We start from the raw sequence: 15,689 nt of genomic DNA on the forward strand, positions 1-15,689 counted from the left end.
CATCCGGACGGCAGGGAATTATAGAATGGAAGCCTATCTGTCATTCATTACTTTAGGTATTTCATCGGATTGATGGCCGTCCCGTTCTTGCGGATCTCAAAATGCAGGTGCGTCCCCGTCGAGCGCCCGGTGCTGCCCATAATGCCGATGGAACTTCCCTGTCCCAGCTTCTGTCCGGTTGAGACCGAGATACTGCTTAAATGCCCGTAGTACGTAACGTATCCGTTGTTATGGTCAACAATCACCACATTGCCATAACCGTTCTGCACACCGGCGAAGCTGACCGTCCCTGCATCCGCAGCCTTGATCGTGCGGTTGCCCGATACCAGATCGACTCCCTTGTGTGTGCGTCCCCATCGCTCGCCGTAGCTGCTGGAGATCATCGCTCCGCTAACCGGCCAGGCGAACATTCCTGTTCCTTCACCTACAACCTTGGTACCAGAATAGACCACTTCAGGCAGAGAAGCCTTTACTACGCTCTGACCCAGCCACTCCTCCTGAACCACCTGTCCGTTCTCTTTGGTCAGCCTGTACTTCATCGTTTTGAGCCCGGTTTGTCCGGGACGGACTACCTTCCGCTTGCCTGCCGGCAGCTGGTCACTCTTGCGGATAATCACCTCAGGCTCCGTGACCACCTCTTCGGTTACCTGTTCTACGGTCACTACCGTAAGGTCAGGCTGCGGCACCGTTAGCTGCAATTCATCCCCAATCTGCAGACTAAGCTCCTTCACCTCAGGATTATTGCGGAAAATCTCCGCCTGGGTAATGTTGAACCGGGAAGCAATAGCAGAGACTGTGTCGCCTTCCTGAACCGCATAGCGCAGCGGCGCCTCTCTGCCTTCGGTGAGTACCTTCACTGCTTCTTCTACGCTAAGCACCTTATTGGGATCTGCCTTCACCGGAACGATGTTGACTTCCTCCCGGATCTTGACTGACTCCACCTGATCATTGGCGGCTGAACCAGCCGCTCCCGCCTTGGCTGCCGTCTTCTTCAGCTTCGCACCCGGAGCTGCCGCATTCTGCGGAGCGTAATGCGCCTTAACGGCCTGAAGCACTGCCGCCGCCGTCTCCTGATCCTTCACAATTCCCAGCGGTTCTCCGTCCACAGCCAATTGTACGCCTACGGCATAAGCCTTGAGCATACCATCCAGCTTGTCCAGTGTAGCTTCGCTGTTAACCTCCGGCTTGTAAGCCCGCTCGGCCTCGGTAGTAATACCGCCGGTCTGCAGGACCATCACAGAGTCAGGATATTTGAGCTGATATTCCCGTCTCTTCTCCTCGAACAGCTTGTTCAACTCCGCCTGCTGGTTCAGCGCACCAATCTCCTCGCCGTTCACCAGCACCTTATAATAGGTTACTGTATTCGCTGTCACCTGCTTCTTCTGTGCCCCCACCAGGAAGGTGGTCAGCAGAACGAGACCGGCAGAAGCCAGTACCCATGAACGCCGGCGGCGGCGGGATTTCATATCCGGCTGAAAGACACGGGGTTCCCCCGAAGTCATTGCATCCTTACCTTGTTCACCTGCTGCACCAGATCCTGTGGATGCTTCTGCACGGTTCCGCAGGTTCCCCATCCGGCGTATAAACTTAAATCCTTTCATGAAACTCTCCCTTTCGGCTATAAAAACAAGAATGTATATGCTCTTCGCGCATCCGATTTGCATGAGTACGAATATGACTGTGTGACGCCTTCGAAAAAGGTTACAAAATATTAACCCTTATTAGTCCTTTTTTACTGTACCATAGCATGCAGAAAAATTTCAACTTTGCTCCCATAGCAAAACCCGCGAAATTCGCGGGTTTTTTCCCAAAATATGCGTTTTAAACGGTGGTCCCGTGTCCAAAAAGTGACAATTATTAATTCTGATTCGGCTCTCCACTATCTGGTGTAAGCATTTTCATCAGCGTCTTATATTCATCCTCATCAACGTACTTCGCAATGATACCCTGCAGTTCCGTAACTTCGCTCTCTGTCAAGCCGCCTTCCAGGGCAGCGGAGATCTTAATCATCTCCTCCTGCGGGAGCTTGTTCATGAGAATATTGAAGATATTGGATTTGGTATTAGCGGGCAGATTCTCCTTCAGGTCATTCATTGCCTCCGGCGTCATCACCAGATTCTGGTCCAGCCCTTGCTCACTTTGTTCTTCTCCTGCCTCCGCTTGCCCCATCACAGGCAGCGCGTTGTCCGGCACCGTCTCGTCCACCGTTTTCTCTTGATTATTCCCGGATTTCCCGCCGCTGCCATTCTTCTTCTCCCCGTCCGTCTTGCCCGCATCAGCCTCCTTGGTGGAGCTTTTAGTCTCGCTTGAGGCCGCTTTGGAATTTTCCTTGGGGGCCCCCCCGCTGCCGCCCATACCGGTCAGACTCTTCACGAAGCCGCCGATTCCCGGCCCTGGCCCGTCCAGCTTGATATCGAAGCTGGCCAGCACCGACTGGATATACGTATTCACCACATAGGCCGTTGTCAGCATGGACAGGCCGCTCGCCAACACCACAATCAGGCAGACGCTCAGCGCACGCTTCACTATTTTCACCATCATCTCTCCCTTGCACCCTGCTCTATTCAACCTCTGAAGAATCAGTTCGCTATTGATCCCATTCTCACAGTATTGACTAGAACAACGCCCGGGAAACGTCACCGAAGCATAGAAAAGCTGTTTCCCTGCTGAAAAATCATCTGGACACACAGAAACAGGAGCCTCACCGAGGCCCCTGCTCCTATACGTATCTATTTAGTTCTGCTTCGGTCTAGATATAGATTGGCAGCACTTGATTAGTCTGTTCACGGTTGCGGCCTACAGAGAAGATCGAGATCGGAATCCCGGTCAGCTCCGATACACGTTCCACGTATTTGCGTGTGTTGGCCGGCAGATCCTCCAGCGTCTTCGCCCCAGTGATGTCCTCACTCCAGCCTGGAAGCTCCTCGTAGACTGCTTCACATTCTGCCAGCATTTTTAGGCTAGCCGGGTAATGTGTGATAATGTCTCCACGGTACTTGTAGCCGGTGCAGATCTTCACAGTCTCAAGACCGCTCAGAACGTCCAGCGAGTTCAGCGACAGGCCGGTGATTCCGCTGACGCGGCGGGCGTGACGCACCACTACACTGTCGAACCAGCCTACGCGGCGGGCGCGTCCGGTTACTGTTCCGTACTCATGGCCGGTCTCGCGGATATAATCACCGGTCGCATCGTTCAGCTCTGTAGGGAACGGACCGTCGCCGACGCGGGTAGTATAAGACTTAGCCACACCAATAACCTGCTTGATCTTGGACGGGCCTACGCCAGAGCCAATGCAGACTCCGCCAGCTGAAGGATTCGATGAAGTTACGAACGGATAAGTTCCTTGGTCGATATCCAGCATAACGCCCTGTGCGCCTTCGAACAATACTCTGGATTCCGCATCAATCGCATCATTCAGCACCACCGAAGTGTCAGTTACATAGCCGCGCAGCACTTCTGCATACTCCAGATATTTGGTCAGAATCTCTTCCACATTCAGCGGCTCAGCACCGTATACCTGAGTGATCACCTGATTCTTCTCTTCCATCAGTGGACGAAGTCTCAGCTCGAATTCCTCAGCGTCCATCAGATCAGCAATCCGGATGCCGTTACGGGCAGCCTTATCCATGTAGCACGGGCCGATTCCCTTGCGTGTGGTACCGATTTTGTTCGGTCCTTTGCGGTCTTCCTCAAGTGCATCCAGCACCATATGATAAGGCATAATGACATGCGCACGATCACTGATTACCAGGTTCTTCGTATCAAAGCCATTGTCATGAATATAATTAATTTCTTGGATCAGCGCTTCCGGGTTGATAACCATTCCGTTGCCGATAACACAAGTCTTCTCTTTATAAAATACACCAGATGGAATCAAGCTCAGCTTGAACTTCTTTCCGTCAATCAGAATCGTGTGACCGGCATTGTTACCCCCTTGATACCGGGCGACCACATCTGCACTTTCCGCCAGAAAATCCGTGATCTTGCCTTTGCCTTCGTCTCCCCATTGTGTTCCCACGACGACTACCGTTGACATGTACATTCCTCCGTAGGTGCTAGCAAGCACCATTATTTTTCCGCTTATCATAGGGGCTCTGTACGCGCTTCATCTTGTACGCAGCCCTCCGGACACCAGGCGGGCAGGCCGCCAAAGCACAATAATCAGTGTAACAGCGGCACTTTTTAAAGTCAAATAAAAACGAACGATCACAGACTGGAATGTGCGATCGTTCGTGTATTGTGCGAAATTTGCCTAACCTGCAAATGGTTCTGCATGGGCCCGCTCGTAGTTGACGAACTTGTTGAAGTTCTTGAGGAATACAAGCTCTACCGTCCCTACCGGACCGTTACGCTGCTTGGCAATAATAATTTCGATAATATTCTTCTTCTCGGTATCCTGATTGTAATAATCATCACGGTACAGGAACGCTACGATATCCGCATCCTGCTCGATAGAGCCTGATTCACGAAGGTCACTCATCATCGGCCGTTTGTCCTGGCGCTGCTCCACACCGCGGCTGAGCTGGGACAGGGCAATGACGGGAACGTCAAGCTCACGGGCAATCTGCTTCAGGGTACGGGAGATTTCCGATACCTCCTGCTGGCGGTTCTCCCCGGCCTTGCCCCGGCCCTGGATCAGCTGCAAGTAGTCGATGACAATCATTCCGAGTCCCTTCTCCTTCTTCAGCCGGCGGCATTTCGCCCGGATATCGGTCACCGTAATGCCTGGGGTGTCGTCAATATAGATTTCGGACTCGGACAACGACTGGATACCCATCGTGAGCTTGGACCAGTCATCATCACTCTTGAAATCACCGGTACGCATAATATTGGCATCCAGATTCGCCTCAGCGCAGATCATACGTTGAACCAGCTGGGGGGCCGACATTTCCAGACTGAAGATGGCTACTGTCTCCTTCGCCCGCACCGCCACATTCTGCGCGATATTCAGGGCGAAGGCCGTCTTCCCGACGGATGGACGGGCCGCCACAATAATTAAGTCATTGCGCTGGAAGCCGTTTGTCATATGGTCCAGGTCAACGAACCCGGTGGGAATCCCCGAGGTTCCGCCTTTATTCTGATGGAGCAGCTCCACCCGGTCGAATACCTGCATCAGCACATCGCGGATGGCAATGAACCCGCTGCCGCTGCGGCGGTTCGAAATCTCCAGAATTCGCCGCTCGGCGTCACTCAGCATAATGCCCACATCTTCGCCGCCGGTATAGCCTTCGCTGACAATCTGCGTTGCTGTGCGGATCAGCCGCCGCAGCATCGCCTTTTCTTCAATAATCTGGGCGTAATAATCGACGTTGGCCGCAGTCGGCACCGCATGCGCCAGCTTTGCCAGATAGCTGACCCCGCCGATATCCTCAAGCTCCCCCTTATCCTGGAGCCGGGAAGTCAATGTAATCAGGTCAATCGGCTGGCTCTCTTCTCCGAGCTGCACCATCGCCTCAAATATCATCTGATGCGGTTTGTCGTAGAAGTCTTCGGTATTCACCCGCTCCATCGCGGTAATTAGCGCTTCATCTGATAGTAGAACAGCACCCAGTACGGCCTGTTCTGCCTCCAGATTCTGCGGGGGAACCCGATCGAAAAAGAGATCTCCACCCATCCTACTCCTCCGTTACCTGAACCGTGAGGTTAGCCTTTACTTCAGTATGCAGCTTTACCGTTACCTGGAACGTGCCTACATGGCGGATCGAATCGCTCAGCTCAATTTTGCGCTTGTCGATTACGATCCCCTGAGTAGCTGCCAGGGTCTCGCCGATCTGCTTGCTGGTGATAGCGCCGAAGAGACGGCCGCCTTCACCTGCTTTGGCCTTCAGGGTCAGGGTCAGCTCATCCAGCTTCTTGCCCAGCTGTACCGCTTCCTCCTTCTCCTGGTCCTTGCGGCGCTGTTCGGCGGCCGCCTGGTTCTCCAGTGTCTTCACATTGCCGTCTGTAGCCGGACGAACCAGCCCGCGCGGCAGCAGGAAATTGGCTGCATAGCCCTCCGACACCTCTTTAACCTGCCCCTTCTTGCCTTGACCCTTAACATCCTTCAAGAATATGACCTTCATTCAAATAACCCCTCTTTCGCTTCAATTTCGGCCAGCACTGCGAGCAGTCTGGCTTCCGCTTCTTTGGTTGTTCCTTCAAGCTGTACGGCCGCGTTGGACAGATGTCCGCCGCCGCCCAGCTTCTCCATGACTACCTGCACATTCATCCGTCCCAGAGAACGGGCGCTGATGCCGATCAGACCGTCAGGACGCTCACTGATGACGAAGGAGGCAACCACATTCGTCATCCCCAGCAGCGTATCCGCCGTCTGGGCGATCAGCAGCTGCGGGATCTTCATCCCGGGCTGTGTGACCACCAGCGCGATCTGGTCATACACCATACGCGCATGCTTGATGATCTCCGCCTTCGAGATGTACTCCTGCAGATCCTCCTTCAGCATACGCTGAATGAGAATCGTATCCGCCCCGACCCGGCGCAGGAACCCGGCAGCCTCGAAGGTCCGCGACCCTGTATGCAGCGCGAAATGCTTCGTATCGACCGTGATCCCGGCCAGCAGCATCGTGGCCTCCAGCGGACTGAGCTTAATCTTGTCATGAATGTACTGCAGCAGCTCTGTCACAAGCTCACAAGTCGATGACGCATACGGCTCCAGATACACGAGCACAGCGTCATTGATGAACTCCTCACCCCGGCGGTGATGGTCCACCACCACAATCCGGCTGGCGTATTGTACCAGCCGCGGCTCCATAGTCATGGAAGCCTTGTGGGTATCCACAACAATCAGCAGCGTATGCTCCGTCATCATCTGGAGAGCCTGCTCTGGCGTGATGAAGGTCTTGTAGAGCGCCTCATCCTTGCGGATCTCCTCCATCATCCGGGTAATCGAAGGATTCGGCGTCTCCATCACAATGCTGGCTTCCACATTGTACATCTGTGCCGCCTTAAGCAGACCAATCGCCGCTCCCACAGCATCAATATCCGGTATCCGGTGCCCCATAATCAGCACCCGGTCGCTTTCCTGCATCAGATCCCGCAGGGCGTGGGCGATCACCCGCGCCCGGACGCGGGTGCGTTTCTCGGCGGCATTGGTCTTGCCGCCGTAGAAGGAGAGCCGCTGGCCCGCCTTCACAGCGGCCTGGTCCCCGCCTCTGCCAAGTGCCATATCCAGACTCGACTGGGCAAGCGCTCCCAGCTCACTGGCCGATTCCGAGCCGTAGGCAAGGCCTATGCTCAGCGTCATCGGCACCTTGAGGTCGGCCGTCATCTCACGGACCTCGTCCAGCACCACGAACCTGCTCTCCTCCAGGGCCTGAAGGCTGCGGTGATTCAGCAGCATCAGGTACCGCTCGGAAGACAAACGGCGCAGATAGACCTCGAATTGCTTGCTCCACTCGGTAATCTCACTGGCTACCTTCGCGATCAGCGAAGTACGCTGCTGATCATCCATCCCCTGGGCGGCTTCATCCAGATTATCCATCATGACAATTCCAATCGCCAGCTTCTCTTCCTCATACCGCTCACGCAGCACAACAAGCTCGGTAATATCGAATAAATACAGCAGCCGCTCGCTTGGAATCACCACCACCTCATAATAACGGTCATCGACCGTAAGCTCATGGCGGTGCTCCTTCAGTACCCCGTCCTTAACCGGTTCCCGCTTGGAAGGCAGGTTCTGCAGAGAAGCCATAACCTCAGGCATCAGCTCCTGCATATCTTCACCGACAAGCGACTTGCGGGAGAAGATCTGGCCGGCATTCCGGTTATGCCATTCCACTGCCCGGCCCTCACTGTACAGGATAATCCCGAGCGGAAGCATGCTTACAGCCTCCCCCTCCACCCGCTTGATGCGGAAGGACAGGCCGTTGATATAATCTACAAGGTTGCGGCGGAACGACAGCTCGGCCTGCAGCATGGTGAAACACAATGTGCCGGCCAGGAAGAGACTGGCAACACCGAGGACCCAGTTATAGATACTGACTACTATAATCAGGACCAGCAGCAGTAAGAACGCCCACACGGTATGATAGCCGTGCCAGCGTCTTTGCAGAAATTTTGGCATGAGCCCTCACCCTATCGTTTCGATTTCTTCACAAGCTCCCGCAGCGGAAACGCCAGGTCCACCACACCAATAATCCAGAATCCCGGCAGAGCAATAACAGGGATTGCCAGCAGAAGAGCGATGATCTTGCTCCACTTCCGTTCATGCACCAGGAAGAAGAGGAAGCCGACGGTCTGGATCTTGAACGCAATCTGCAGCAGCGGCAGCAGATTGGCCGAGACCATTAGCATGAAGCCGCTGTCGGCACCGCCGAACAGCAGGCTGATGACCACGCCAAGCAGATAATACCAGATGAACGATCTGGCCAGTCTCCATTCCCGCGCCGGCTTCAGCTTAGGCACCGCATATTCCATACTGTTCAGAATAGGGCGGACAATGGAATGGGTAATAACCGCAATCACGAACGCACTGAGGATCAGCGTCATCGGAATTGCCTGGATCGTCAGCCAGCTCATCTGGCCAATCTGATCAGAGGAAATGGATATCTCGGACAGCAGCGGATTGCTTGCACCCATACTTGCCAGCCAGTCCGCATAGGTCTTCAGAACATCATAGACATAGTCGTATAGGTTGAACTTAAGGAACGTCGTACTGATCAGCAGGATCAGCAGGAATTCAGCAAGTATAGCGACCATGCCGGCAATCAGAGTAGAAATCGCTGAAGCACGCTTCTTGTACCATCGTCCCATCACAAGGGCCGGGATCAGGAAATAGGCCGCAATCAGGATATACATCGGGGTAATCAGGCCCACAATCAGCAGCACCGGTAACAGATGCAGTATGAACTGCTTGGTGTTAAGGGTCGTAAAGAGCACTATGGCCGGAATAATCATAAAGAATGTTGTAATAAGTAGTAGCGGGGTTGACAGGGATAACAGCAGCAACAGATAAGCTACACTCCAAGCCACAGATGTCCAGCGAAATTTCAACAGTATTCACCTCTTACGCATATGTTCTTCTAATGCAGATATATCCTGGTACCATTCTTCGAGCTGATGGCCCTCTTGCCTGTGCTTTCGCAGCTTATCCAGCAGTAAATCATCCAGCTCGCGATAAGGGATACCGAGTCTGCGCCCCAAGATGTACGAGCTCATAATCAGGCTGGCCAGACTGTCGCCGACACGCGTGGTACTGCCTTCCCACAGCGCCTTGAATAACCTTGAGACTTGATCAATTACTTCCGTCTTTAACCACTCAATTACCTTGGCACGTTTGGCCACATCCAGATCCTTCGGCACATTGGGCACTGTCTCTCTACCTCCGGCAAAAAGCATTATTCTCCATTATAGCATAAAAATTTCCGAGCCACACGGACGCCTGCCGCCCCTGAATACCGCCATCCGTCTTTCAAAAAAGGCCCGCATTCCGCTTCGCCGGAAATACAGGCCTTGGTTCCTTATAACGATTCGAGCGATTGCCGTGAGACAAATTTCTCGCAGTATTCTATAATCTGGCTCCGGCGTACAATGCCGATAAACCGCTTCATGTCGTCGACCACCGGTACAAAGTTTTGCACCTTGGCCAAATTAATCAGATCTTCCATATCCGCATCAATCGAGACCGCCAGATTGTTCATCCGCAGCGGGACATCCTTAAGCAGAAATTTGGAAGCATTCTCAAAAGTGACCGCGCCGCCCGACTCCTTCATATACCAGAGTAAATCCCCTTCTGTAACCGTTCCGGCATATTCCCCGTTGCGGTTCAGGATCGGCACTGCTGTATAGCGGTGAAACTCCATCCGTTCCAGCGTCTGCCGCAATGTCGAATCCATAGTAACACATGCGACTTCCTGCTTCGGAAGTAAAAAAAACGCAATATTCATCTCTTGATCCTCCTCAAAGAATTCCGAAGGAATGCTACTTTACCTTCCTTGCACTAAAGCCCACCGTAGTTATACGTCTGCCCTCAGCAATAAGTTCCATTCCATTATAGCATGAAGACAGTAAACAGCAGCCATTAACCTTGCAGGAATGGCTGCTGTTTTTAGACACGGACAACAATGGCCGTTTAATCCTTATTGTACTGCGGGTGTGGCCGAAGGCTCAAGCGCATTGCCGGCCTTTCCTGGTTCAATCAGCTGATCAACCGGTGTGCCGGGGTTCATCCAGTTGTCGATCAGGGCTTTGGCTTTATTCAGATCCTCTTCGTTCACTATATCGTAATAGATCCCGTCCATCCGTTTGCCTTCCCCCATCACCGTGAAGCTGGAGATATCCATATCCTTACCGCCCATGAACTTCTTGGCCAGACTGATGATCATTGAGGGCTGAATATCCGTTTTGAAATTGTCGCCCATGATATCCAGCAGTTCAGGGATGTTGCCGATCTGGCTGATCGATAACATTTTATTCGCTACGACATCAATAAAGACCTGTTGACGTTTGGTCCGGTTGAAGTCGCTATCCTCACGGTAGCGGGTATAGTTAAGCGCCTCTTCCCCGCTGTAGTTCGACTTGTTAGCCTTAATGGTGAATTTCTCATGGTCTTTGCCTTTGTTGACAATATCCTTCTTGATCGGGAGCGGCACACCGCCGATGGCATCAACAGCATCCTTCAGCCCCTGAAAGTTGATGGTGGCATAATATTGAATATCATGGCCGAGGAGCGCTTCCAGTGTGTCCTTGGACATTTGCTGCCCGCCGAACGCATAAGCATGTGTAATTTTGTCTTTCTTATTGTCCTTGTAACCGATAATTTCCGTGTAGGTATCCCGGGGAACGGAGATCAGCAGAATCTTATAATCCTCCGGCCGGATCACCGCATACATCATGGTATCTGAGCGTGCGGTTTCATTCTTCCGCTGATCTGTACCCAGCAGCATTAGAGAGAACGGATCACTTTTGAGTGCTACAGGTTCCGCCTTAACGTTTGTTGGATTTTTGGTGGTGTTATTCTCCAGAGGCACAAAGGATTCATCTGTCAGCTTCTTCTCTACCTGATCCGACAAAAAGAGATCAAAGGCCAGCACAGCAAGCGGCTTCTGGAACAGAAACGCTCCGGCGGCAATCACCAGTACGAGAATGAGCGCAATGTATCTTTTCTTTATTTTTTTAAGCTTATTCATCATTTTAATTCCTTCTTTATGGTGGAATGTACATATTATGAACGTAATCTATTTACAATGGCCGCCTGGGCTTCCAGGGCAGTCATGAGTGGGCTGTTCTAGCTGCTGTGCGCCGCCCTGCTTCTGATGGTATTATTCCCCCTTTCCGGGATTCGGGTCGTTCTAATTGTAGAATAAACCTGGGAAACGACTTTGACACATAAACAATATTTCTATTGTAATCACTTCACCACTAAAAAGAAACAACAAATAACGACAATATCGGCATGGAGGCCGCTTATATTCCATAAAGTATATGACGCAGCAAACGGCGTTTTGATTCTTTTTCAGGGAAAAAAAATAAAAAAAGACAGTCTGTTCAGCCACTTAACGCAGCAATACAGACCGTCCTCCACAGCCTATTCAGTATCCTTAATCCACCAGCTCTGCGGATCGATGATATTGCTTAAAGCGTTCATTGTTACCCCTTGCAGGCGTTTATTTACCGCAGTAATGTCCGATCGTTCAGCGAAAAAGATCATCGGAACCTCATCATTGATCAGCTTCTGCCATTCATAATAGATTTCCTTCCGGAAGTCCTTATCGTACGCCTTCAGGCTGACTCCTTCCCGGATCAGGTCCTCACTTCGCTTCGAGGTCCACCGGGGGTAATTCCACGAATCCGTAGCCCTCCATAAACCCGAAGGATCAGGGTCGCTCGCCAGTCCCCACACGCCGTTGAACAGCTCCACTGCCGGATCATCCGACTCCACCGCTTCATAAAAGGCGTTCAGCTCCTTCAGGCTTCCTCCGCTGAGCCGCACATCCAGCCCGACATCACGCCAATTCTGGAGAATGGCTGCCGTCCGCGCCTCAGCCGTTTTGCTGCCGCTCATGGCATCATAGTGAATAACGAGCTTCTTGCCGCCGGGATCTTCGCGGAGTCCATCCCCGTTCAGATCCAGATACCCGGCCTCATCCAGCAGCTGTCCGGCCTTTTCAGGAGAATAAGGGTAGGTGTCGATCTCCTCATCTGCGATCTTGGCCCAGCTGGAACTTGGAATAGGCGTCTCGATAAGCGTCCCCAGGCCATAGGAATATTTATCCAGAATCCCTTGCCGGTCAAGTGCATAATACATTGCCTTACGCAGGCTTTTATCCTGGAACTTGGGATTATCCATCACCACCTGACCATCTGTCTCATCCCAGTGTCCGAACTTGAACCCGATATATTCAAATGTCATTCCCGGTGTGACCCTAATCTCTACATTATCCAATTGTCCTGCAGCCTCATAGGCATCACGCGGCAATGCCGCCATATCGACAGTTCCTGCTTTAAGCAGAGCGGTAATATCTTTGCTGTCGATCACCTTATAAGTAATGCCATCCAGATGCGCGCCGCCCTTGTAATAATTATCAAACCGTTTCATTTCCACCGTCTGGCCCGGCACAATGCTGGTTACCATGAACGGACCCGTGCCAATCGGCTGCTTGCGGACCTGATCGCTGTCCGCCATGTCCTTAACTGCCACTCCTTCGAAATACCGCTTGTTCATCGGGTAGGCCCACAGATTATCAATCACGTTCACCCGTGCTGAATTCATTGTAATGCGCAGCGTATACGGGTCCATCACCTTAAGCCCTGTAATTTCCTTCGCCTGGCCCTGGTGGTACGCTTCTGCTCCCTTGATCATCTCAACGCTATAGTATCTGGAACCCGTATACTCCGGGCTGGCGATAGTCTCCAGGGCAAATTTCCAATCCTCCACGGTCAGCTCGTCCCCGTTATGCCAGCGGACTCCGGGCTTAATCGTGAATGTGAACACCGTATGATCCTCGGACTCCTGCCAGCTGGCGATATTAGGAGCGGTGGACAAATCATCCTTAACGGTGAACATAGCCTCAGTGGTGAACTCCAGCACATTGGAATCATCTTCTCCTTCAAAGAATGCCGGTTCAAAGATACCTTGAAAAGCGGACGGGTAGCCGAAGGTTACAGTCCCGCCTGTAATGGGTTCATCGGCTGTTTGGCTAAGGCGCGCCACAACATTCTTGACGGCCGGGCTTGGCCCATTGCATGCCGATAATGCCACCAAGAGCGCAAGCGGTAGCATCAGTCTGCCGATGAGTCGGTTCGACATATATTTCTTCCCTCCCGGGTTGGTTCACACAGTAATGTAAGCGATTTCTACACTAGATTTTACTGTAATGCCTATTATGCAGATTATGGACAATTATTTATTCCACATTATAGAGGATATACAATATTCGCTGTGAAGTGAAGTGTTTAATTTATTTCGGTGCAGCCAGGAACCCGTCCGATATTGAAAAAAGCCTGCCCTGACGGGCAGACTTCAGCTACAGCAGCGCCTTAATTTTCCTCTCCCGGATGGATGATGCTCAGGCCCTCCACATGCTTTTTACGCATCAGCTTACGCTTCTTCCGGGTCTCCTTGCTCTCAAAAATAATATCAAAATCATAATCCTCGGGATACAGCTCCTCCTTGGACAGATAAGGCTTCAGCCGCTTATGGTTAATGCTCAGCTTCTGCTTCTGAATCATCACTCCGACCCTGCCCCGGCTGTCCTTCTTCTCATAGACAATTCCCGTTCGCCCCAAAGAGCTGACATAAACAGCATCCCCCACAGCAAATTCAGGAGCCGGAGCATTCGCCTGCTGTGATGGACTGTCTCCCTGCTCTCCGTCAGCCGTTCCATCTGCTATGGCGGTTATCTCAGCTTCGGCTGCTTTAGCCCTCTGTGCCGCTCTGACAGCGTCCTTCCACGGGCTGTCACCGCCTCTGTGCCCCTGCTGCTCCGTCACAAGCTCTTTGGCCCGCCCAATGACAGAATGGAGAATCCCCAGCTTCTCGGCGATCTGCAGTGCGTAGCTCTCGCCAGCTTCGCCAATCGTTAGCTTATAGAGCGGCTGCAGCGTGTTCTTATCGAACTCCATCCGTGCGTTCTCGAAGCCCGCCGTTGCCGCCGCGAAGGCCTTCAGCTCATTGAAGTGGGTCGTTACCACGATATTAGCCCCCTTCCGGTTCAGCTCCTCGAGAATCGCGATCGACAGCGCGAACCCTTCACCGGGGTCTGTGCCGGCAGCCAGCTCATCAATCAGCAGCAGCACGCCTCTGCCCGCATCATAGAGCATTCCTTCAATACTCTTCATTTGTGCCGAGAAGGTGCTCAGGGACTGTGTCAGGCTCTGTCCGTCTCCGATAACACTTATTACATTGGTGAAGACAGCGAAGTCACTGCCGGGATCAACCGGTACCAGCAGGCCGGACTGTGCCATTAATACGAGCAGACCCAGGGTTTTGAGTACAACCGTCTTACCGCCAGTATTCGGCCCGGTTACGATCAGCGATTTATATCCCTGGCCCAGCTCCAGACTGACCGGCACCATGTCCTTCAGCAGCGGGTGACGGCCTCCATTCATTCTCACATAACCACGTTCGTTCAGCGCGACTGGCCCCGCATCCATTACCCGGGCAACCTTCCCTTTAGCGAAAATAAAGTCATACATGCCCGTTACCTCAATATTCAGCCGGATAGCGGCCTGCTCCTGCTCTAACAGCCCTGTCAGCATACTCAGGATTATTCCTTCCTCACGTGCCTCGTCAGCAGTCAGCAGCTCAATTTCTCCCTGTAATGAGGCCACCTCATCCGGCTCCACGAATACCGTCTGCCCGCTGGTGGACTGGTCCAGCACCGAGCCCTTAATTTGCTTGTGATATTCCCGTTTCACCGGAATGACATACCGTCCGCCGCGCATACTGACCAGGTTGTCCTGCAAAATGGATTTGTGGCGGTTCATGATGCTCTCCAGCTTCCGGTGCAGACGCTCCTTGGCAACTGCCAGCCGTTTGCGTACCCGTTCCAGCCCTTTACTGGCCTGATCATCGATGACGCCCAGCCGGATACACCGTTCAATCTCATCCCGGACCCCGTTTAGCTCCTGAAGTGATGCCCCGTATGCGGCGATGCGCGGCGCTATCTGCTCCTTGGCGGCCATGTACTTCCTGAGCTGCCCGCAGCTGTTCAGAAACAGCGAGACTGCGGTGAAATCCTGTTCATTGTACATATAGCCGGTCCCGAGCAGTGACAGCACCCATTCAATCCCCTCCAGCGAGGGAATCGGCACACTGGCTCCGCGCTCCAGCAGCTCTTTCGCTTCTTGCGCCTCCTCAAGCGCCCGGTGGATCGCCGGCAGATAGATCATCGGCTGAAGCTCCTCGACAACCCTTCTTCCCTCATACGATACCGCATGACGCATCAATTCCTGCTTAATCGTCTCATATTCCAATGTGTGCAGACTCTGCAGATTCATTCTGAGCTCCTCCTTGTATACAAGTATATTTCTTATCCCCATCAACTGCGCATAACGCAAAAAGAGGGCAAAGAACCGCCACCACGGCAGTCTTCGCCCTCTTTTTGCTGCTATTTCTTCTCTTTGGCCTCAGAGTCCCACCCCTTTCGGGAGAAGCCCTGAAAACAGAAAAAACCGTGCTGCAAGAGCACGGTTAATCACAAAGAGAATAATAGCCGGATCAAGAGGCCATCATGACGCTTCGCGTGTGT

12 protein-coding genes are annotated in these 15,689 nt (G+C 52.7%); all 12 read right to left on the reverse strand.

Going from position 1 to position 15,689, the window contains the following annotated elements:
* Positions 1-47: 47 nt before the first annotated feature.
* The 12 genes from NSS83_RS19650 to NSS83_RS19705 all read right to left on the reverse strand — a co-directional run bounded on the left by NSS83_RS19650 (position 48) and on the right by NSS83_RS19705 (position 15,438).
* A complete protein-coding gene (locus NSS83_RS19650) occupies positions 48-1,601 on the reverse strand; it encodes a M23 family metallopeptidase (protein WP_341183193.1) in 1,554 nt (517 codons plus the stop codon).
* A 256-nt stretch (positions 1,602-1,857) separates the two neighbouring features.
* The gene (locus tag NSS83_RS19655; RefSeq protein WP_341346338.1) at positions 1,858-2,541 is read right to left on the reverse strand and encodes a hypothetical protein; all 684 of its coding nucleotides are present in this window, start codon (positions 2,539-2,541) and stop codon (positions 1,858-1,860) included.
* Between the two features lie 208 nt (positions 2,542-2,749).
* A complete protein-coding gene (locus tag NSS83_RS19660; protein WP_341183191.1) occupies positions 2,750-4,036 on the reverse strand; it encodes an adenylosuccinate synthase in 1,287 nt (428 codons plus the stop codon).
* A gap of 216 nt (positions 4,037-4,252) precedes the next feature.
* Positions 4,253-5,614 carry a replicative DNA helicase gene (gene dnaB, locus NSS83_RS19665; protein ID WP_036699821.1) on the reverse strand — a complete coding sequence of 454 codons (1,362 nt, stop codon included), beginning with the start codon at positions 5,612-5,614 and terminating at the stop codon, positions 4,253-4,255.
* A 1-nt stretch (position 5,615) separates the two neighbouring features.
* On the reverse strand, positions 5,616-6,062 hold the full coding sequence (rplI, locus tag NSS83_RS19670; protein WP_341183190.1) for a 50S ribosomal protein L9: 447 nt from the start codon (positions 6,060-6,062) through the stop codon (positions 5,616-5,618).
* Positions 6,059-8,062 carry a DHH family phosphoesterase gene (locus NSS83_RS19675; RefSeq protein ID WP_341183189.1) on the reverse strand — a complete coding sequence of 668 codons (2,004 nt, stop codon included), beginning with the start codon at positions 8,060-8,062 and terminating at the stop codon, positions 6,059-6,061. Before NSS83_RS19675 ends, rplI begins: the two co-directional genes overlap by 4 nt.
* An 11-nt stretch (positions 8,063-8,073) precedes the next feature.
* Positions 8,074-8,991 carry a DUF2232 domain-containing protein gene (locus NSS83_RS19680; protein ID WP_341015530.1) on the reverse strand — a complete coding sequence of 306 codons (918 nt, stop codon included), beginning with the start codon at positions 8,989-8,991 and terminating at the stop codon, positions 8,074-8,076.
* Between the two features lie 6 nt (positions 8,992-8,997).
* A complete protein-coding gene (locus NSS83_RS19685) occupies positions 8,998-9,300 on the reverse strand; it encodes a MazG-like family protein (protein WP_341348750.1) in 303 nt (100 codons plus the stop codon).
* A 158-nt stretch (positions 9,301-9,458) separates the two neighbouring features.
* Positions 9,459-9,884 carry a CBS domain-containing protein gene (locus NSS83_RS19690; RefSeq protein WP_036728036.1) on the reverse strand — a complete coding sequence of 142 codons (426 nt, stop codon included), beginning with the start codon at positions 9,882-9,884 and terminating at the stop codon, positions 9,459-9,461.
* A 192-nt stretch (positions 9,885-10,076) separates the two neighbouring features.
* A complete protein-coding gene (locus NSS83_RS19695; protein WP_341183188.1) occupies positions 10,077-11,129 on the reverse strand; it encodes an LCP family protein in 1,053 nt (350 codons plus the stop codon).
* Between the two features lie 395 nt (positions 11,130-11,524).
* Positions 11,525-13,246 carry an oligopeptide ABC transporter substrate-binding protein gene (opp4A, locus tag NSS83_RS19700; RefSeq protein WP_341346339.1) on the reverse strand — a complete coding sequence of 574 codons (1,722 nt, stop codon included), beginning with the start codon at positions 13,244-13,246 and terminating at the stop codon, positions 11,525-11,527.
* Positions 13,247-13,476: 230 nt separating this feature from the next.
* Positions 13,477-15,438, reverse strand: coding sequence for a DNA mismatch repair protein MutS (locus NSS83_RS19705; RefSeq protein ID WP_341346340.1), 1,962 nt, complete (start codon positions 15,436-15,438; stop codon positions 13,477-13,479).
* Positions 15,439-15,689: the final 251 nt, after the last annotated feature.

The organism is Paenibacillus sp. FSL H3-0469 (assembly GCF_038051945.1).
Lineage (GTDB): Bacteria > Bacillota > Bacilli > Paenibacillales > Paenibacillaceae > Paenibacillus_AQ.